Source organism: Singulisphaera acidiphila DSM 18658, from assembly GCF_000242455.2.
GTDB lineage: Bacteria > Planctomycetota > Planctomycetia > Isosphaerales > Isosphaeraceae > Singulisphaera > Singulisphaera acidiphila.
The window spans coordinates 257,603-277,286 of the sequence record NC_019892.1 but is presented as its reverse complement, the minus strand read 5'-3'; the positions used below and the strand labels follow the sequence as shown (position 1 = coordinate 277,286).

Sequence of the window (19,684 nt, the reverse complement as noted above, 5' to 3'; positions counted from 1 at the left end):
ACTTCCTCAATTTCATAACAACAAGATCAGCAGAACAAAAAAACCTTCCTCAGTCACATGCGGGGCATCAAATGCCCCCGCATCCGTCCAAGGAAGGGTCGTTTATACGGATTCAGAAGACGTGCCAAGGGGCTCAGGCCCCTTGGCACGCGGGAATCAAGCGTGTGGCCGCCGCCCGTGCGGGTTCGCCGCGAGCCGGCCCAGAGCTTTCGCCCCAAGATGAGCACCACCGGCCTGGCGGAGCAGCCGGTTGGCCGCCTGCCGAGCGAGTGCCGCTTGCCGGGCCGCGCCCACTCGGCGTCCCGGGGTCTGGACCGGGCCGATCTCAGAGGGACCCGCCAAAGCATGACTGTTGAAGGTGGTCACGAAGTCGGACCCCGGTTGACCGTTCAGGGGGATGCCGGTCACGCCGGTCAACCCGTTCGGCCCCGTCCCGACGACGGTGAGTTGATACAGTTCCCTCAGCTTGATCAGCCGGTTGGCCGCGATCAGGGTCACGGTTCGCGTGGCGGGATCATAGGTCGCCGAAGCGATTGCAATAAAGACATCGTCACGCGTTCCCCACCGACCATCGCGGCCCCGGCTCTGGAGGATGTAATTGGCGGGGTCCTGGGCCCGCACCGGGTCCAAGTCCTCGCTGAATGTCAAGACGATCAACGTCGTTTGCTCGTGGTAGCCGAACCGCTGCAAGCCAATCACCGTGGGCGGCCCAACCTGCGGCGAGGCCTGATTGACCGTGATAGAGACGGCGGCCGAGTTGCTGAACGTCACACCATCGGTGTTGCGATACGTGAACTGGTCACTCCCGAAATATCCAGGGTCTGGGATGTAGTTGAACGAACCGTTGGCGTTCAGCGTCAGCGTGCCGTGCGACGGCCCGGTGACGAGTACTGCGGTCAATGGAGTGCCGTTAGGGCTGATGTCGTTGCCCAACACACCCGGCCCCGGAACCGCCAGCGGCGTCCCTTCCTCAGTGACGTACTGGTCGGGAACGGCGATCGGAGTCTGCGCGGGGGCCAGGACGGTGATGGTGACCGTCGCAATGTTACTCGACGACGTACCATCAGAGGCCCGGTACGTAAACGTGTCCGTACCGATGAACCCCGCAGCCGGCACGTACGTGAACGAGCCGTTGCTGTTCAACGTGAGCGTACCGTGTGCCGGCAAACCGACCACCGCGGCCGTCAACGGTATCCCCGACGGGCTGAGGTCGTTCGCAAGGACGCCCAGGGGCGGAACTGTCAAAGTCGTCCCCGAGTTCGTCACATAGCTGTCATTCACGGCGACTGGGGCCTGCGCCGGCGCCAGGACGGTGACGGTGACCGTCGCGATGTTACTCAACGTCGTACCATCAAAAGCCTGGTACGTAAACGTGTCCGTACCGATGAACCCTGCGGTCGGCACGTACGTGAACGAGCCGTTGCTGTTCAGCGTCAGCGTGCCATGCGTCGGCAAGCCAACAACCGAGGCCGTCAACGGAGTCCCAGACGGACTGAGGTCATTCGCAAGGACACCCAGAGGCGGAACCGTCAGCGTCGTCCCCGAGTTCGTCACATAGCTGTCATTCACGGCGACTGGGGCCTGCGCCGGCGCCAGGACGGTGACGGTGACCGTCGCGATGTTACTCAACGTCGTACCATCAAAAGCCTGGTACGTAAACGTGTCCGTACCGATGAACCCTGCGGTCGGCACGTACGTGAACGAGCCGTTGCTGTTCAGCGTCAGCGTGCCATGCGTCGGCAAGCCAACAACCGAGGCCGTCAACGGTGTCCCAGACGGGCTAAGGTCGTTCGCAAGGACACCCAGAGGCGGAACCGTTAGCGTCACCCCTTGACGCGTCTGGTAGCTGTCATTCACGGCGACAGGGGCCTGCGCCGGCGCCAGGACGGTGATGGTGACCGTCGCGATGTTACTCAACGTCGTACCATCAAAAGCCTGGTACGTAAACGTGTCCGTACCGATGAACCCTGCGGTCGGCACGTACGTGAACGAGCCGTTGCTGTTCAGCGTCAGCGTGCCATGCGTCGGCAAGCCAACAACCGAGGCCGTCAACGGTGTCCCCGACGGACTGAGGTCGTTCGCGAGGACGCCCAGGGGCGGAACCGTCAAAGTCGTCCCTTCACGCGTCACATAGCTGTCATTCACAGCGACTGGGGCCTGAGCCGGCGCCAGGACGGTGATGGTGACCGTCGCAATGTTACTCAACGTCGTACCATCGAAGGCCTGGTACGTGAACGTGTCGGTGCCAAAGAACCCCGCGGTCGGCACGTACGTGAACGAGCCGTTGCTGTTCAGCGTCAGCGTACCATGTGTCGGCAAGCCAACCACCGCAGCCGTCAATGCAGTACCCGACGGGCTGAGGTCGTTCGCGAGGACGCCCAGGGGCGGAACCGTCAGCGTCGTCCCCGAGTTCGTCACATAGCTGTCATTCACGGCGACTGGGGCCTGCGCCGGCGCCAGGACGGTGATGGTGACCGTCGCGATGTTACTCAACGTCGTACCATCGAAAGCCTGGTACGTAAACGTGTCGGTACCGATGAATCCCGCGGTCGGCACGTATGTGAACGAGCCGTTGCTGTTCAGCGTCAGCGTGCCATGCGTCGGCAAGCCAACAACCGAGGCCGTCAACGGAGTCCCCAACGGGCTGAGGTCGTTCGCGAGGACACCCAGGGGCGGAACCGTCAAAGTCGTCCCCTCGGTCGTCACGTAGCTGTCATTCACGGCGACTGGGGCTTGCGCCGGCGCCAGGACGGTGATGGTGACCGTCGCAATGTTACTCAACGTCGTACCATCGAAGGCCTGGTACGTGAACGTGTCGGTGCCAAAGAACCCCGCGGTCGGCACGTACGTGAACGAGCCGTTGCTGTTCAGCGTCAGCGTACCATGTGTCGGCAAGCCAACAACCGAGGCCGTCAACGGTGTCCCCGACGGACTGAGGTCGTTCGCAAGGACACCCAAAGGCGGAACCGTCAGCGTCACCCCCGCGTGCGTCAAGTAGCTGTCATCAACGGCGACTGGGGCCTGCGCCGGCGCCAGGACGGTGATGGTGACCGTCGCGATGTTGCTCAACAACGTCCCATCGGAGGCCTGGTACGTGAATGTGTCGGTGCCAAAGAACCCCGCGGTCGGCACGTACGTGAACGAGCCGTTGCTGTTCAGCGTCAGCGTACCGTGCGTCGGCAAGCCAACCACCGCAGCCGTCAATGCAGTACCCGACGGGCTGAGGTCGTTCGCGAGGACGCCCAGGGGCGGAACCGTCAAAGTCGTCCCCGCATGCGTCACATAGCTGTCATTCACGGCGACTGGGGCCTGCGCCGGCGCCAGGACGGTGATGGTGACCGTCGCGATGTTACTCAACGTCGTACCATCGAAGGCCCGGTAAGTAAACGTGTCGGTACCGATGAACCCTGCGGTCGGCACGTACGTGAACGAGCCGTTGCTATTCAGCGTGAGCGTACCGTGCGTCGGCAAACCGACCACCGTGGCCGTCAACGGAGTCCCCAACGGGCTGAGGTCGTTCGCGAGGACACCCAGGGGCGGAACCGTCAAAGTCGTCCCCTCGGTCGTCACGTAGTTGTCATCGACGGCGACCGGGGCTTGCGCCGGGGCCAGGACGGTGATGGTGACCGTTGCGATGTTGCTCGTGAACGTCCCATCGGAGGCCTGGTACGTAAACGTGTCGACACCAAAGAACCCTGGGACCGGCACGTACGTGAACGAGCCGTTGCTGTTCAGCGTCAGCGTACCGTGCGTCGGCAAGCCAACCACCGCAGCCGTCAACGGGTTACCCGACGGGCTGACGTCGTTCGCAAGGACCCCCAGGGGTGGAACCGTCAGCGTCACCCCTTCGTTCGTCACGTAGCTGTCGTTGACGGCGATCGGAGCCTGCTGGCCAGGGGGCAGGACGTTGATCGTCACGGTCGTGGAGTTACTGAGCTGTCTGCCGTTAGTGGCAATGTAGGTGAACGTGTCGGTGCCGAAGAAGCCATTATTCGGGGTGTAGGTTACCGTGCCGTTCGGGTTGATGACGACGGTGCCGTGCGCTCCCTGGGTCACCGAGCTGATCGTGAGCGTGTCGCCCGGCGCGAAGGCGTCGTTGTTGAGGACGGGAACGGTGACCGGCGTATTCTCGGCGGTGTTCGCGAAATCCGGGTTGGCGATCGGCGCGGCGTCGACGCCGACGGCCTGCACGGCCACGATCGCCTGGCCAATCCCCACACCCAGCAGGCCCAGCAGAGGGTCGACAAGGCCGGTAAGCAGCGGTGTGAGAATCGGCGCCAACACGCCGTTGACCAAGGGTTGGACGAGGTCGGCCGTGAGCGTGCTCACGATCGGGTCGAGCAACGGCCCCAGGGTACCGCTGATCTGGACCTGCAGGTTGTTGACCAGGTTCTGCGCCAGGACAGTGATCACCGCCGCGCTCGAACCCACTGTCTGGGTCGGCGACGGATAAGGCGGAACGAAGTTGAGCAGCGTCGGCGAGCCCGGGGCCTGCCCCAACGCGAAGTCGCGAATTTGGATCGCCGCCGAAACGTTCAGGGCCAACAACGGCACCGAGATCGTCAAGGCTCCGACGCTGCCGAAAGTCAGGTCGGTCGCCGGCACAATCGTGTGGGTGCGGTTAAAGAAGACGCTGTCGGCAATCGTACCGACATAGAGGTTGGTAACGCCGGGCATGGCCTGGACGCCAACCGCGGCCGTGAGGGCGTTGATCGTCTGGATCGTCCCGCTGGTGCTCGCAACCTCGGCATACACCTGGAGGTCGGCAACGTTGGCGGTGACTGTTAGCAGGTTAAGCGGAAGCCCCAGAACGGTCGAGAGCGAACCCAACAGCGAGGTGGTGTCCAGGTTCAGACCGACGAGGTTGTTCAGGTCGAGCTTGAGCCGGATGGCCGCGGTATGGAACTGGGTCCCCTGCGGACCGCGCACAATGATCGGCGGCTCGACGACCTGGGCCGACAGTTGCAGGCTGCCGACCGTCGCCGGCAGCCCCAGACCGGCAAGCGTGGCCCCCGAAATCGTAATCGGGGTCGGAGTCGTCAGGACGTTGTTGAAGTTGTAGAGCTGAACGACACCGGTGACCAGGTCGAGGGCATCCACGTCCACGCCGGCGAGACTGCCGTTGTTCGGGTCGACCTGGAGCAGGTCGCCCAACTTGATCGTTCCCGTGAGCCCATTAAGCTGAAGGATCTGACTGTTCAAGGCGTTGACCAACGCGGTGTTGCCGTCGGCCTGAGCGACGGTCGCCGCCGCGGTCAAGACCTGGACGACCGTCACGTTGGTGGTCAAGACCTCGCTCGGGCTGGAGACGCCGAGATTGGTCTGGAGCACTCCCAGGAGGCTGGCGAGATCAATGTCTCCGCCCGCCAAGCCATTCCAATCGAGAACGTTGAGGTTGAGGTTACTGCCAAGCAGTGAGCTCGTCAGGGCGTTCAGGAGCGGCCCTTGCGACGAGCTGACCGAAGCGAGTCGCGGGCCCGCGAAGACGGTGGCGACGGGAGTCGAGGCGGCAATGTTCAGATTGACCGTGCCGATGGCCGAGTCCGTACCGTCGCTGAGCGTGTACGTGAAGCTGTCGGCCCCGACGTAGTTCCCGGCGGGAAAATACTGGAAGGAGCCGTTGGGGTTCACCACCACGTTGCCGTGGGCCGGCTGTGTAAAGCCTGTGGTCGTCAACGGCTGGCCCGTCGTGGTGCTGTCATTGGCCAGCACACCCGGCGCACCGACACTGAGCGGGACGTTCTCGATCAAGCCGAACGTGTCGGGGACCGCGCTGACGGAGAGCAGCGTCCGATCCTCCAAACGCTCGAGCTGAGTCCAATCACGCGAAACAAGCCTTCCCAGGGGTCCGTAGCGTGAATGGGTACGTCGATCTCGTTCCGTAACGGCGGGGTTCCACGTCATTGGTTCGATCCTTAGTTTTCAGTAATTTCTCAAGTCTCTCAATCATGTGATTGAAGGACTCGCCAAAGATTCCAACGCGAGCAGTTATTAGCTAGATTAAACCTCGCACCGATCTTGATCGTTGCGAGCTCATCCCTTCGCCCCGCCTGCAAGAGCCAGACCAAAAGATCGCTCGTCAACAGACATCTAGCGCACCGAGAACATCTTGATTGAAAAGCATCGGCGCGCGACAGCGCAAGCCGTTTCAAAGGGAGAACCGCCCTCACGCGGGCTCCGGATGGACGGCGATAACTCTCCCCAAAAAAGGGGAGAACAACCCGCTGAAAACCCTCGAAGCTCCAGTGCGGCCTAGAAGTCGCTCGCAAGACTCCTGCTCGAGACCGAACCGAACCACCAAGAGCGCACAGACTATCCCTAAATCAGCAGAATGAAATCAGCAACAAGACTATGGGGCCAGAGGTATCAAGACCTCACAAGGCCAATGAAGCCTTAGCGCTATGCTTCTTGTAAGGAAGCGAGAATCGACGCTAATGGGGGGCCTTTCGCACCGAAACCTGTTCATTGAAAATCGATCCTCTTAAAACCGGAAAATCGAATGAAAGGATATCGCATGCGAGCGTCAACGATCGCTTAGGCAAGACGTGCGGAGTATTCGCCTACATCAACTATTTAGCCTAAGTATTACTAGGCGTCAAATCGCAACTATCCGGAAAGATCCGGATTCAGTTTATTTTTTACGACTTCGAATAGAATGAAACGGAAGATAGGAGATCATCGCTGATCCATTGGCGTTCCGAATACATCAGGATCCAGCTGACTTTTCAAGATTTCGAATAAAATGAAACAGCCGACCGGAGATCACCGCTGATCTCTCGGCCGGCCATACACATCAGGATTCAGTTGACTTTTCAAGATTTCGAATAAAATGAAATGGCCGACCGGAGATCACCGCTGATCTCTCGGCCGGCCAAATTCCAAGGCAAGTGGCAGATTCAAGCGATTGCGACGAAGGAGTCCCGTATCATTCCTGCGGGGATTGATCCGGGAGCACGTCCGACGAGGAGCGAGACGGCGCAGTGGGGATCGGCGCAACGGAGTGGATCGATGGGGAGGGAAGGGCCGGGGAAGCCGACCGAGAAACGTCTGGGGACGCCTCGCTCTCACTTGTATGGGCCGTTCTCCTGCTAGAGGTGTGTACACCGCCTCCCATCATCTGGGCCGATTGTTCCCCAGAACTGTTCACAAGGCCAGATCCCTCCAATCGCTCGATTCTGCCTACGAGCTCATCCAACCGCTGTTCTACCATCCCAAGCCGCTCTTCAACGTTTGGTACGCGGTTGGGATCAACCTGCGCGAGGTTGAGGTTCGCGGCCTGATTGCGCCTCTCTGGGACTGCGTTTGTAAGCTGCAGTGGGTTCATTCCACCCGAAACGGAGCCTGTCATTCCCATTCCAGAATCCATCGGCGGGCCCAAAGCTCTCTTCATTCCCATCCCAGACGCCATTCCCATCCCAGGCCGCATTGACGATACCGACGAATTCAAAGCCGCAGGTGACGACGTCTTCACTGCATTCGCTTCCAACACCTTCAAGAGTCGGTCGAGTTTATTCTCCAACGAATGCAAACGCTCATCGGCCGGAGTGACCGGTCCCGGATATTGCGGCGCAGGTTCAGAGGCAAGCCGTGGGGATGCCTGGGAGAGGGGTTCAGGCACCTGTGCAAGCACTCCCGCCCCGGTCGCGACCACTCCCCCGACCAGGCCCAACATCGCGACGGACTTCAGCTTCGTCAAGAACATGGCTCTGAGTACTCCTTCGGTAAGAGTTGTCACCGAGGCGGAAACCACCGCCCCGACAGTTGCCGGCCCCGCCGCGAACCGGGTTGCAGCTTGAATGGTGGCCTCGGCCAAAGCCGCGGGCAGTCCCTTGGCCGTTGCCGCGCTCTCGGCCGCCAGCACCGCGCCGAGCGCTCCGGCCGACGGGGCCAGGCCGCGCCGGGCGAGCCTCCCTCGCAGCCGTCGCCGCGCCTCGGCGAGTCGGCTCATGACCGTACCGGGCGGACAGCCGAGCAAGCCGGCCGCCTCGACGTAGGTCTTGCCTTCCAGGTCGCAGAGCACGGCCACCCCCCGGAACCGCTCCGGGAGCCGGCCCAACTCCTCGTGGAGGACCCGGCCCAGGTCGTCCGGCGGCTTGGCCTGATACGCGGTTCCCGCTTTCTCGGCGTACGTCCGCTCGTGCCTCCGACGCCGCACCACGGCCAAGCGATTGCAGTTCGCAACGCGAAGGGCGACTCCATGGAGGTACGCCCCCAACGAGCTGCGGCGGTGGATCGAACCGGCCTTCCGGGCCAGGACCAGGAAGGTGGCCTGAAAAGCGTCCGCCGCATCATCCGAGTCGTGCAAGACCTTGCGACAGACCCGCAGCACCATCGGACCGTGTCGCTCGACCAAGGCCGCGAATGCCAGCTCAGCCGACTCACCGCGTCGGGCGGTAAATCGATCCAAGAGTTCACCGTCCGACAGCCCCGCCACCGTCCCCACGTTGAACAAACCGCGGAGGTATCGGTGAACTTCCGTACGCCGTGCGTCCGCCACTGTCTGGATCTCCGCTGGATCGTCTCGCTCGCTCCAGAGAGTAGTGTAACGGGCCGGCCGGTTTATTCGGAAATTCCAAAAGAATCAGGCGATTCGCCGATTGGCTCCACTTCGAGCCGTCATGGTCCGCAGAATCGATGCCCCGTTAAATGGGCAATTGGGCCGATCCGCTTGATTGGCCCCGCCGTTCGCAATTCAAATCAAGAGCGGGCGAGGTGCCCGCGGTCCCAGGGAAATGCAAGAAAAGCTCGTGCGGTCGCCCTTCGAGGGGAGACGGAATCGCTTTCAAAGCCCCTTCGTGGTGGTCGACGAGCGTCGGGTTGCCAGACGGGCAGGAGAGTCGGCCGCTTTCGGAACAGGGCCTTCAACGACGGGTCGGCCTGGGTCCGATCCTTCGGCGATGCGGGCGCGGAGCGTTCGCATGACCTCGGCCTTGTCGGCCGAACCAGCGAGGTCGTTTGTCTCGGCCGTGTCGTGTTCGAAGTCGTAGAGCTCTTCCCGGCCGTCGCCGTTGCGGATGTAGTGCCAGCCGTCCGCCACGAGCGAGAGCATCGGACCACGGCAGACGGGGGATCGACCGCCGTTGGGGTCGGCTTCCGGAGGGAGCTCGACTTCGGAAAGGAGCGAATCAGCGAAAGAACCCGCCGGGACCGGACCGCCCGACCATGCGACGGCCAGCGAACGCCCCGGGAACGGCGACTCGTTCGCCAGGCCGAGGAGGTCGACGACTGTGGCCGGGAGGTCGCGCAAACTGACCGGTGCCGTCACGACTTGGCCGGTAGGCACGGCCCCGGGCGCAAAGACGAGCAAGGGGACGTGCAGCTCGGGGCGGTAGAGGCTGCAACCGTGCCCGTAGAGCCGCTGCTCACCGAGGTGCTCACCGTGGTCGGCCGTGACGATCACGATCGTATCCTCGAGTTCGCCTCGTTTCGTCAGTTCCTTGAACAAACGGCCGATCTGGTCGTCGAGGTATGTCAGGCAACGGTCATAGGAATCGCGCACCAACTCCAGGTCGGTGGACGTGAGCCCTTTCTTGTCGAGGTCCCACCACTTCCTCAACAAGTTGAAATCGGCCGAGGACCGCGGCTGTCGGCCGCGCGGCCGCTCTTGATCCGGCTCCGGCGTGAGGTAGGGGTGGTGGGCGTCGTAGTAGTTCAGAAAGGCGAAGTAGGGCGAATCGTGAGCCGGCCGCGAGGCGAGCCAGCCCAAAAAGTCGCGGTTGATCCGCGCCGCGTCTTTGCGGTGACCGCCCCCCAACTTGATGTCGTCCAGGCCGAGGCCGGTGGCGTTGCGGACGAAGTTGAGAGTCCGCTGCATCAGGCCGGAGCAGAGGAGAATATTGGGAAGCGAGACGTCGTAGTCTTCGTAGTGGTGAAATCCCCGGTCGAGCCCGGTCTCATAGCTGCAATAGGTGGTGTTGGCGACGAAACCGGCCGTGCGATAGCCGCGCGCTCCGAGGAACTCGGCCAACGTGGTGTAAGTCCCGTCGAGCGGCCGGCTCCAACCGATCGAGAGCTGACCAGGCAATTGCCCCGTGAACATGCCGGCGTGCGATGGGGCCGTCCAGGGGGCGGTGGCCAGCGCCTGATCGAAGCGGACTCCTTCCGCGGCAATCCGTTCCAGGTTCGGCGACGTCTTCCGGCCGTACCCGTACAGACTGAGGCTCTGAGCGCGGACCGTGTCGAGCACGATCAGGACGACGTTCTTCGCCCCACCCGTCCGCGCCCGTGGCGCAGTCGGTTGAGCCGTCGCCAGAGCCTGGCGTTGCAGCCAGGTGGACCGACCGTACGATAAGGCGATCGTGACGACCAGGAGCCCGACGAGCGGACCGAGCGTCCACCGGACCAGCCGATCGGAGCCTGGCCGCGCCCGAATCAGCCGGGCAATCTGCAGACCGCCCCCCGCCGCCAGCACGAGGCAGGCCACCGTGTAGATCGGAGCACGGAACAGAACGCTCAAGGAGGCGAAGAACACCAGGCCCCCCACGGCCGCCGACTTCGACAGCCAGCGCGGCCACGCCCAGGCCGCCACCGCCAGCACCAGGCCGGGGCCAAGCAGGACCAGGACCCCCGAGACCGGATACATCCAGGGGAAATGCCGGCTGACGTTGTAGTTCCGTGGGTCGAGGTAGTTGCACTTCAGGATCAGCGCAACCAACTCGAGAATCCCGGCAACCAGGCCCAGCCAGACCGCCCAGGCCAGGACTGAGGGGGAGCCGTCCCACTTCCGATCGGCGCATTCCAGGCCAGGCTGGTCCATAGGTGCACCTCCATGTGCTCAGTTCATTGCGATCGAGCCGGCGCCCCTTTTTTTTGCCTCGAAGACGAACCAGACGCCAAGCCGGGGCGATGATAGTACGATGCCAAACCGCGTCAATGTCGATTTCCAAAGCGCCGGACGCCTCCCGAACCGAGATCCCTCTCAGCACGGCCGGCCCAACGCATGGTCCGAAGGGGCGACCATCAAGAGCCATGGCTTGACTCTGACGGCCGCCTCTCCAGAGACAAAAAACAACGCACTTGTTATTTCTGTGCAATTCCCCACAGGACGCGGTTTTCTTTGATTTTCTTATGGGTTGCTAGGGCCAAGCCAAATACTGCTGGGTGCCTGCAAGCCATTCAAAGGAAAACCATGTCTAACAGCTTAGCGTGTGGATGCGTCGGGGCCGTCGGTGATGGTGGCGCATTCCTCGGGAGAGACCTTGGCACGGCCGATGCCGTGGTAGGTGAAGCCCAGGGCGGCCATCCGCGCCGGGTCGTAGAGGTTGCGGCCGTCGAAGATGACCGGCTGACGGAGCAGGCGGGCCATCACCTCGAAGTCGGGGTTGCGGAACTCGTTCCACTCGGTCGCGATCGCCAGGGCGTCGGCCTGCTCCAGGGCACCGTAGGGGCGGTCGCAATAGGTGAGCTTATCGCCGTAGATCGCCCGGACGTTGTCCAGCGCCTCGGGGTCGTGGATCCGGAGCGAGGCCCCGGCGGCGAGCAGCGCATCGATCAGGACCAGGGCGGGCGCCTCGCGGATATCATCGGTCCGAGGCTTGAACGCAAGGCCCCAGATCGCCACGGTCTTGCCACGGACATCGTTCCCGAAGTGGTCCATGACCTTATGGACCAAAACGTCCTTCTGCGCCTCGTTCACCTGGTCGACGGCTTCCATCATCCGGGCGGGCAGGCCGCGTGACTGGGCCATGTGGATGACCGCGCGGATGTCCTTCGGGAAGCACGAACCGCCGTAGCCGACCCCCGGGAAGAGGAAGCTGAAGCCGATCCGCTGATCGTGCCCGATCCCCCGGCGCACCTCGTTGATATCGGCGTTGTACGACTCGCAGAGGTTGGCCATCTCGTTGATGAAGCTGATCTTGGTGGCCAAGAGGCAGTTGGCCACGTACTTGGTCATCTCCGCGCTTTCGGGCGTCATGATCAGGAACGGCCGATCAGTGCGGAGGAACGGCTCGTAGAGGGCGTGCAGTTGCTCGCCAACTTCCTCCCGGCGAACCCCGACGACCACGCGGTCGGGCTTGTTGAAGTCGTCGATCGCCGCCCCTTCCTTGAGGAACTCGGGGTTGCTGGCGACGTCAAAGGGGATGTCAGTCGTCTGGGCCATCCGCCGGGCGAGCTCGGCGTTGGTGCCGACCGGAACGGTGCTCTTGATCACAATCGTCTTGGGTTCGTCGAGGGCCTTGGCAATCTCCTCGCCGACGGCCCAGATCCCCCGCAAGTCCGCGCCGCCGTGCTCACCCTGGGGGGTTCCCACGGCGATGAAGACCAGCTCCGCCTCGGCGATCGCCTCGGGCAGGCTCGTGGTGAACCGGAGCCGGCCGTCGCGGTGGTTGCGATGAACCAGCTCGGCCAGGCCAGGCTCGTAGATCGGGATGATTCCTCGCTCGAGATTGGCGATCTTCTCGGCCAGCTTGTCGACGCAGACCACGTCGTTGCCGCTTTCGGCGAAGCAAGTGCCGGTCACCAATCCCACGTAACCCGTTCCGATGACGGCGATTTTCACGGTTGCATTCCTTCACGGTAGAGGGTCGAGCGTCCGAGCGCCGCCCACATCTTCCTGATGCTTGGAGATGGCCGGGACAAGTCGAGAATCCAGGGCGAACTCACGACAGAAGGCGGAGAAGAAATCAATGACTCGACCGAACAAGCCGGAATTATCGGAAATATCCGACCAACTAACAAGTCGAGACAGGATGAGGGCCCCACTCGCAGACCTTGGAGTCCGTCATGAAAGGGGGGCAGGCCAGGGCTCCGCTCCGCCGCCGTCCCGTTCCTGACCGTCGCCGAGGGGAGGGGAGGAGCCTGCAATTTCATAGGCGAGGCGTTCGCCGAGCGCGCGGCGGACCGCCTCGGGGCCCTCGGCCAGCCAGAGGTCGATCCAACGGGGGTCGGCCCAGTCGGCCAGGATGCGACGGCGCACCTCGGCCCGATCACCCAGGCGGGCGAGGACTTCGGGCCGGAGCTCGGCCAGGAGGGAGGCCAGTCCCGCTGCGGCCGGCCCCAGCGCCTTCGCCGCACGATCGCGCAACGCGGCCGCCAGCGCAGGGCTGGCCCCCGACGTCGAGACTGTCAAAGTCAACGGCCCCTCGCGCCAGACCGCCGGCACCGTGAAATCCCCTTCTTTCGGATCAGTCGCCGATCCCACCCAGACGCCCGCCCGCCGCGCATCGGCCACCACCGTCCGGTTGACTGTGGCCGAAGCCGCCGCAAAGGCCAATGTCATCCCTTGCAGGTGCTCCGAACGATAGAGCTCAGCGCAGATCTCAACCTCGGCCGGCCAAGCGGCCAAGCGGTCGGCGGCCGGATCGACGACGACCACGCGCGCACCGGCCGCGACCAGACCGGCCACCTTCCGCCGACCGACCGGACCAAGGCCCACCACCAACGCTCGTTTGTCCCGCAGCTCGAGCTCAATCGGATAGCCGGCCATGGTCGATCACTCGCTCGCTCAAATCAACGGGTTCGGATAAAGCCCTGGGGCCGATTCCAGCGCAGATAGGTCTCGGTCACTGCGATGGAGAAGCCGAGCGACTGGGCCGTGGCAACCGAGGCCTCGTTCTCCAGCGCCGTCGTCCAGAGCGGCACCTTCCCCCGCGTGTTGATGATCTCGGAAACGAGTGCCGAGGCCACGGCCTTCCCCAGGCCCAACCTCTGGAACCGGGGGACGGTCGAAACGCCCACGGCCTCGTAATCCCCAGCCTGACTGTAAATCCAGGCCGTAGCCGCAAACCGAGAGCCGAACGGGACCACGTATCCCGCCCCATGCTCGACCAGGTTGCGAAACGTCCCCCAGCTCGACAAGGCCCATTCGAGGGCGACCTCGGGCGAAAGGAACGCCTTGGAGTCATTGGCCGTCAATCGGCGGGTCACGACGGCCGACGAGACCGGCTTGAACTCGGACGCGTCGGCGGAGAGGGTCAGTACCTCGACCCGCTCGACCCCCTCAACCCTTTGCTCGACCACGTCCCACCAATCGCTGGGCGCCATCAGGGCGACGCTCTTCTCTCCTCGCCGGCAGAGCCAGCCCGCGGCCGGCTCCGGATCCCCCGCGCCGAACGCTTCGAGCTGGCGGCCCTCTTCGCGAAGCAGCAGCACGCTCCGCGGAACCTTCGGATCGTCCCCCCAGAGCCCCTGACGATGATCCGCCAAGGCCTGATAGAGGTCGAGCAAGCCAGGGCCGGCAGGCTCCCCCAGCCAGGCTCGCACATGCTCGGCGGCAACCGCATCAAGTGGAACCATGTTCAGTCAACCATGGACGGGCGAAGATCGATCGAAATTGTGTGCCTCGTAACCCCTATCTTCTCCGGCTAAGACCTCTTTGCCTACTTCTCCTGCCACACATATTTCGGAAATGCAGAAGCCTGGACCATTCTGAATTCTGAGGCAGGCGTAAACACCCTTGTCTTTAGCTCGCCCTCCAACGGCAAACAGGGAGCATAAAAGCTCCCTGTCTTGCGATTCTTGCCGGCTTGGGAAACGACGACCTACGACTTCTTAAGCAGGTCCTGAAGCGCGTAGACTTCGAGCGGCCCTTGACGCATCCGCTCCAGGGCCGCCACCGCCGCCTTGCCACCGGCGATCGTCGTGATACAGGGGACGCCGTGGCTCACCGCCGACGCACGGATCCGCCCTTCGTCCGTCCGCGCCCCTTTGCCGCTCGGCGTGTTCACGATCAGCGCGATCGAACCGTTGGCCAGGTGGTCCAGCAAGTTCGGACGCCCTTCGCGGATCTTCCGCACCACGCTCACCGCGATCCCCGCCTCCGTCAGCGCCGCGGCCGTACCCGCCGTGCTCATCAGGTCATAACCCAACTCCGACAACCGGGCCGCCACCGGCAGCACCGCCTGACGGTCGCGGGCCGCCACGCTCACGAACACCGTTCCGCTTTCCGGAAGGCTGATCGACGCCGCCAACTGCGCCTTGGCGAACGCTCCCGCGAAGTCGGGGGCGATCCCCATCACCTCACCCGTCGACCGCATCTCCGGACCGAGCACAATGTCCACACCCGCGAACTTCGCGAACGGGAAGACCGACTCCTTCACCGACACGTAACTAGGCTCGGGATCCGACACGATCCCTTGCTCCGCCAACGTCCGACCCGCCATCACCCGCGCCGCCGCCCGCGCCAGCTCCAGGCCCGTCGCCTTCGACACGAACGGAACCGTCCGCGACGCCCGTGGGTTCACCTCAAGGACGTACACCTCTCCATCCTTCACCGCGAACTGGATGTTCATCAACCCACGGACCCGGATCGCGTCGGCCAGCAGCCGCGTCTGCCGCTTCAGCTCGGTCACCACCGCCGCCGAGAGGCTGAACGGCGGGATCGCACACGCCGAGTCGCCCGAGTGGATCCCGGCCTCCTCGATGTGCTCCATCACCCCCGCCACGATCGTCCGCTCGCCGTCGGAGACCGCGTCCACGTCGACTTCCTGGGCGTCTTCCAGGAACTTGTCGATCAGGATCGGGTGCCCCGCGCTGGCCTCCACCGCCTCGGTCATGTACCGCGCCAGCGCCGACTCGTCGTAGACGATCTCCATCCCCCGCCCCCCCAGCACGAAGCTGGGGCGGACCACCACCGGGTAGCCGATCCGCTCGGCGATCCGCCGCGCCTCCTCGTACTTCAGGGCCGTGGCGCTGGGGGGCTGACGCAGGCCGAGCCGCTCGATCACCGCATGGAACCGCTCACGGTCCTCGGCCAGCTCGATGCTCTCCGGCGTCGTCCCCAGGATCGGCACCCCCGCCGCCTCCAACGCCCGCGCCAAGTTCAACGGCGTCTGACCGCCAAACTGGACGATCACCCCCACCGGCTTGACCCGCTCGCAGACGTTCAAGACGTCCTCGGCCGTCAACGGCTCGAAGAAGAGGCTGTCCGACGTGTCGTAATCGGTGCTCACCGTCTCCGGGTTGCTGTTGACCATCACCACTTCGTAGCCGTCGCGACGGAGCGCGAACGCCGCCTGGCAACAGCAGTAGTCGAACTCGATCCCCTGGCCGATCCGGTTCGGACCACCCCCGAGCACCACGACGCGCGGCTTGTCGCTCACCCGCGCCTCGTCGGTCGACTCATAGGTGGAGTAGTAATACGGCGTCGTCGCCTCGAACTCCGCGGCGCAGGTGTCGACCAGCTTGTACACCGCCTCCACCCCGAGCCGCTTCCGCTCGCGGCGGACCTCCGCCTCCGACGAACCCCACAAGTGGGCCAACTGCCGGTCGCTGAACCCGTCCCGTTTGGCCAGGCGGAGCAAGGACTCGCCCGCCCGCTCCAACGAACCGGCCTGGCGCAGCGTCGCCTCGGTCTCGACCAGCTCGGCGATGTTCACCAGGAACCAGCGGTCGATCGCCGTCAGCTCGTGGATCCGGTCGATGCTCATCCCGGCGAGCATCGCATAGCGGAGGAACCAGAGCCGCTCCGGGTTGGGCGTGGCCAGCTTCCCCTGGATCTCTTCCTCGCCCGGCTGATCCTCGGTCCCCCACCGGTCCTTGGGGTCGGCACCGAGCCCGAACCGGCCCACCTCCAACCCCCGCAGCGCCTTTTGCAGCGACTCGCGGAAGGTCCGGCCGATCGCCATCACCTCGCCCACCGACTTCATCTGGGTGGTCAGCTCGGTGCTCGCCTCGGGGAACTTCTCGAACGCCCAACGCGGCACCTTGGTCACGACGTAGTCGATCGACGGCTCGAAGCAGGCGCAAGTCTGCCCCGTGATGTCGTTGCGGAGCTCGTCGAGCCGGTAGCCGACGGCCAGCTTGGCCGCGATCTTGGCGATCGGGAACCCGGTCGCCTTGCTCGCCAGGGCGCTGGAGCGGCTGACCCGCGGGTTCATCTCGATGACCACCATCCGCCCGGTGTCGGGATTGATGGCGAACTGCACGTTCGACCCGCCGGTCTCGACCCCAATCTCACGGAGGATCGCCAGCGAGGCGTCGCGCATCCGCTGATATTCTTTGTCCGTGAGCGTCTGCGCCGGGGCCACGGTAACGCTGTCGCCGGTGTGTACCCCCAGCGGGTCGAGGTTCTCGATCGAGCAGATGATGACGGCGTTGTCGGCCTCGTCGCGCATCACCTCCATCTCATACTCTTTCCAGCCGACCAAGCTCTCCTCGATCAGGACCGAGTGGACCGGGCTGAGCTCGAGGGCATAGGCGACCATCCGGTCGAACTCATCGCGGTTGTAGGCGACGCCGCCGCCGGAACCTCCCATGGTGAAGCTGGGGCGGAGGACGCAAGGGAGGCCGAGCTCGTCGCGAATGCCGCGTGCCTCGTCGAGGTTGTGGGCCAGGCCGCTCCGGGCGCTCTCCAGGCCGATCTGCTCCATGCAGACCTTGAAGAGCTGGCGATCCTCGGCCTTGCGAATCGCCTCGGCGGTGGCGCCGATCAGCTTGCAGTCGTAGCGGGCCAGGGCCCCTGAGTCGTGGAGGGCGAGTGCGACGTTGAGTCCGGTCTGGCCGCCGAGGGTGGGCAGGACGGCGTCGGGGCGTTCGGCGGCGATGATCCGTTCGACGAACTCGGGGGTAATCGGCTCGACATAGGTGCGGTCGGCCATGTCGGGGTCGGTCATGATCGTGGCCGGGTTGGAGTTGACCAGGACGACGCGATACCCTTCCTCGCGGAGCGCCTTGCAGGCCTGGGTGCCGGAGTAGTCGAACTCGCAAGCCTGGCCGATGACGATGGGGCCGGCGCCGATGATCAGGATCGTCTTGAGGTCAGTTCGCTTGGGCACGACGTTGTTCTCGGTTCGTTCGAATCGTTTCGGCGTCTGGGGCTCACATGCCGGCGCGCGCTCGGGCCGCACACGCCCCGCAGCAGAAGGAGCGAGCGCGGCCCATTAAAGAATCCCGCAATTTTAGCAAGAAACCGAGGGCGCGGACAAGCCCACCATCGATCTCAAAGGCCACCGCCGCCGAAGGTACACCGCTTCCAGAGCAAGGTCATTCTCGAAACTCGGATGAGTGAACCATGATCGTGTCTGGATCCGCCAGGCTTGCAGCGGCTGCATGCCCTCAGTTATAAAGGATCTCGCCACGATCATAGCAAACATGCGACACGATTATAGCAAGCGGAACTCGAAGCTTTCTCTCCACCCTTGGGAACCTGCCTGCCATGAGAGCCAGAGCCCCGCAGAACCGGCCCGGCTTCACCCTGATCGAGCTCCCGGTGGTATTCGCGATCATCACCGTTCTGATCGGCGCGTTCACGGCGAGTGACGAGCCGGCCCCCAAGGTCATCCCTGCCGCCGAGGCTCGCGACCATGTGGACGAGACGCTCACGGTGGAGATGACGGTTCAGGCGAGCAAGAACGCGGCGCCACGCCGGGAGATCTACCTCGACTCGGAGGAGGACTTCCGGGACGAAAAGAACCTCGCCGTGGTCATCAGCTACGACCACGTCGATGCCTTCAAGCGGGCTGGCATTGCCGACCCGGCCGAGCACTACCGAGGGAAATCGATCCAGGTCACGGGGAAGCTGATCCGTGAGGCCGACCAGGTCCGGATTCGGGTCGACGAACCCGGGCAAATCAAACTCACCGAGAAAGACAAGTAAGCAAGGCAGGTTGCCGAATCGACGCCAAATCATTCTTCGATTGATCTGGCGTCCCTCCCGAGGGTTTGTGGGATCGTCGCCGCATCCCCCCCAATACTTGACGGCGTGCAATCGATCCGGAGAGAGGAATGAAGCGACCCAGTCGCGGTCCCGATGGCTTCACGTTGATTGAACTGCTCGTCGTCATCGCCATCATCGCCGTGTTGATCGCGTTGTTGCTGCCGGCGGTCCAGGCGGCCCGCGCGGCCGCCCGCCGCGCCCAGTGCGTCAACAATTTGAAGCAGTTGGGCTTGGCGACCCACAATTATGAGAGCACTCACTTCGTCTTCCCACCGGGACAGATGAAGCTCAGCTACGCCACGACACCCAAGTTCCGGGGATTCTCCCTGTTCGTGAACTTGCTTCCCTACATCGAACAGCAGCCGCTCTTCAATCAGTGGAACTTTTCCGACCCGCTGGCGAATACCGAGGCCACGACGGCGAACTCGGCAACGGTCCTGGCCGCGTTCCTCTGCCCGGCGGACATCATCCAGCAAAACCCGGTTGCCAACTCGACCCGCTGGTATGCGATCGCCAGCTACGGCGGCAACGGCGGCAGCCAGTCGCACCCGCCCGCGAACCTGTCCTCTGATGGGATCTTCCACGCGACCGGCCCGGCAGCCCCTGGGTTCAACCAGGTGCGGATTGCCGAGGTGACGGACGGGCTGTCGAACACGCTCCTCTTCGGAGAGCGCAACCACGTCGACCCGAACTACGACAGCTTCGCGGCGGTGGGATGGGCCACCGAGCCCATGTGGCAATGGGGATGGTGGGCGGCTGGAGGGGGAAACTTCGGACTCAGCGACGTGACCATGAGCACCTTCGCTCCGATTAACTACCGCCTCGGCTTTGGCTATGCGAACCGGCCGGCGGACGCTGGAAGCGCGACGGCATTCGCCACCTACGACACGCTGCGCGTGTGCTCCTTCGGAAGCCAGCACCCGGGAGGCGCGAACTTCGCGATGGGCGACGGGTCGGTGCGGTTCCTCAAGGACACGACGTCCCAGGCGGTGTTGCGTGCCCTCGGAACGCGGCAAGGGGCGGAAGTGATCTCTGCTGATTCCTACTGAGTCTTGCAGCAGATCACTTGCCTGTGTGAAGTCATAAGCC

At 63.8% G+C, this 19,684-nt stretch carries 9 protein-coding genes; 2 read left to right on the top strand and 7 right to left on the bottom strand.

Annotated elements, in window-relative coordinates; translation table 11 throughout:
* Positions 1–156: 156 nt before the first annotated feature.
* The 7 genes from SINAC_RS37795 to carB all read right to left on the bottom strand — a co-directional run bounded on the left by SINAC_RS37795 (position 157) and on the right by carB (position 17,714).
* Positions 157–5,904 (bottom strand): Ig-like domain-containing protein, encoded by a 5,748-nt coding sequence (locus tag SINAC_RS37795; protein ID WP_015243852.1) that lies wholly within the window; start codon positions 5,902–5,904, stop codon positions 157–159.
* Positions 5,905–6,925: 1,021 nt separating this feature from the next.
* Positions 6,926–8,497: an RNA polymerase sigma factor gene (locus SINAC_RS37790; protein ID WP_015243851.1), complete on the bottom strand. Its 1,572-nt coding sequence runs from the start codon at positions 8,495–8,497 to the stop codon at positions 6,926–6,928.
* Between the two features lie 285 nt (positions 8,498–8,782).
* Positions 8,783–10,756, bottom strand: coding sequence for a sulfatase (locus SINAC_RS01045; RefSeq protein WP_015243850.1), 1,974 nt, complete (start codon positions 10,754–10,756; stop codon positions 8,783–8,785).
* Positions 10,757–11,140: 384 nt separating this feature from the next.
* A complete protein-coding gene (locus SINAC_RS01040) occupies positions 11,141–12,499 on the bottom strand; it encodes a UDP-glucose dehydrogenase family protein (protein WP_015243849.1) in 1,359 nt (452 codons plus the stop codon).
* A gap of 222 nt (positions 12,500–12,721) precedes the next feature.
* Complete coding sequence (locus tag SINAC_RS37785) at positions 12,722–13,426, bottom strand: precorrin-2 dehydrogenase/sirohydrochlorin ferrochelatase family protein (protein WP_015243848.1); 705 nt, start codon at positions 13,424–13,426, stop codon at positions 12,722–12,724.
* Positions 13,427–13,449: 23 nt separating this feature from the next.
* The gene (locus SINAC_RS01030; RefSeq protein WP_015243847.1) at positions 13,450–14,235 is read right to left on the bottom strand and encodes a GNAT family N-acetyltransferase; all 786 of its coding nucleotides are present in this window, start codon (positions 14,233–14,235) and stop codon (positions 13,450–13,452) included.
* Positions 14,236–14,480: 245 nt separating this feature from the next.
* Positions 14,481–17,714: a carbamoyl-phosphate synthase large subunit gene (carB, locus tag SINAC_RS01025; RefSeq protein ID WP_015243846.1), complete on the bottom strand. Its 3,234-nt coding sequence runs from the start codon at positions 17,712–17,714 to the stop codon at positions 14,481–14,483.
* A gap of 380 nt (positions 17,715–18,094) precedes the next feature.
* Here carB and SINAC_RS01020 point away from each other — a divergent pair, with 380 nt between their 5' ends.
* Positions 18,095–18,535: a prepilin-type N-terminal cleavage/methylation domain-containing protein gene (locus SINAC_RS01020; RefSeq protein WP_015243845.1), complete on the top strand. Its 441-nt coding sequence runs from the start codon at positions 18,095–18,097 to the stop codon at positions 18,533–18,535.
* A gap of 128 nt (positions 18,536–18,663) precedes the next feature.
* The gene (locus tag SINAC_RS01015) at positions 18,664–19,644 is read left to right on the top strand and encodes a DUF1559 domain-containing protein (protein ID WP_015243844.1); all 981 of its coding nucleotides are present in this window, start codon (positions 18,664–18,666) and stop codon (positions 19,642–19,644) included.
* Positions 19,645–19,684 lie beyond the last annotated feature (40 nt).

Bases quoted from the DNA above. Each gene is read 5' to 3' on its own strand.
- SINAC_RS37795 (WP_015243852.1), bottom strand. From the start codon at position 5,904: ATGACGTGGAACCCCGCCGTTACGGAACGAGATCGACGTACCCATTCA.
- SINAC_RS01045 (WP_015243850.1), bottom strand. From the start codon at position 10,756: ATGGACCAGCCTGGCCTGGAATGCGCCGATCGGAAGTGGGACGGCTCC.
- SINAC_RS37785 (WP_015243848.1), bottom strand. From the start codon at position 13,426: ATGGCCGGCTATCCGATTGAGCTCGAGCTGCGGGACAAACGAGCGTTG.
- SINAC_RS01030 (WP_015243847.1), bottom strand. From the start codon at position 14,235: ATGGTTCCACTTGATGCGGTTGCCGCCGAGCATGTGCGAGCCTGGCTG.
- SINAC_RS01020 (WP_015243845.1), top strand. From the start codon at position 18,095: ATGAGAGCCAGAGCCCCGCAGAACCGGCCCGGCTTCACCCTGATCGAG.
- SINAC_RS01015 (WP_015243844.1), top strand. From the start codon at position 18,664: ATGAAGCGACCCAGTCGCGGTCCCGATGGCTTCACGTTGATTGAACTG.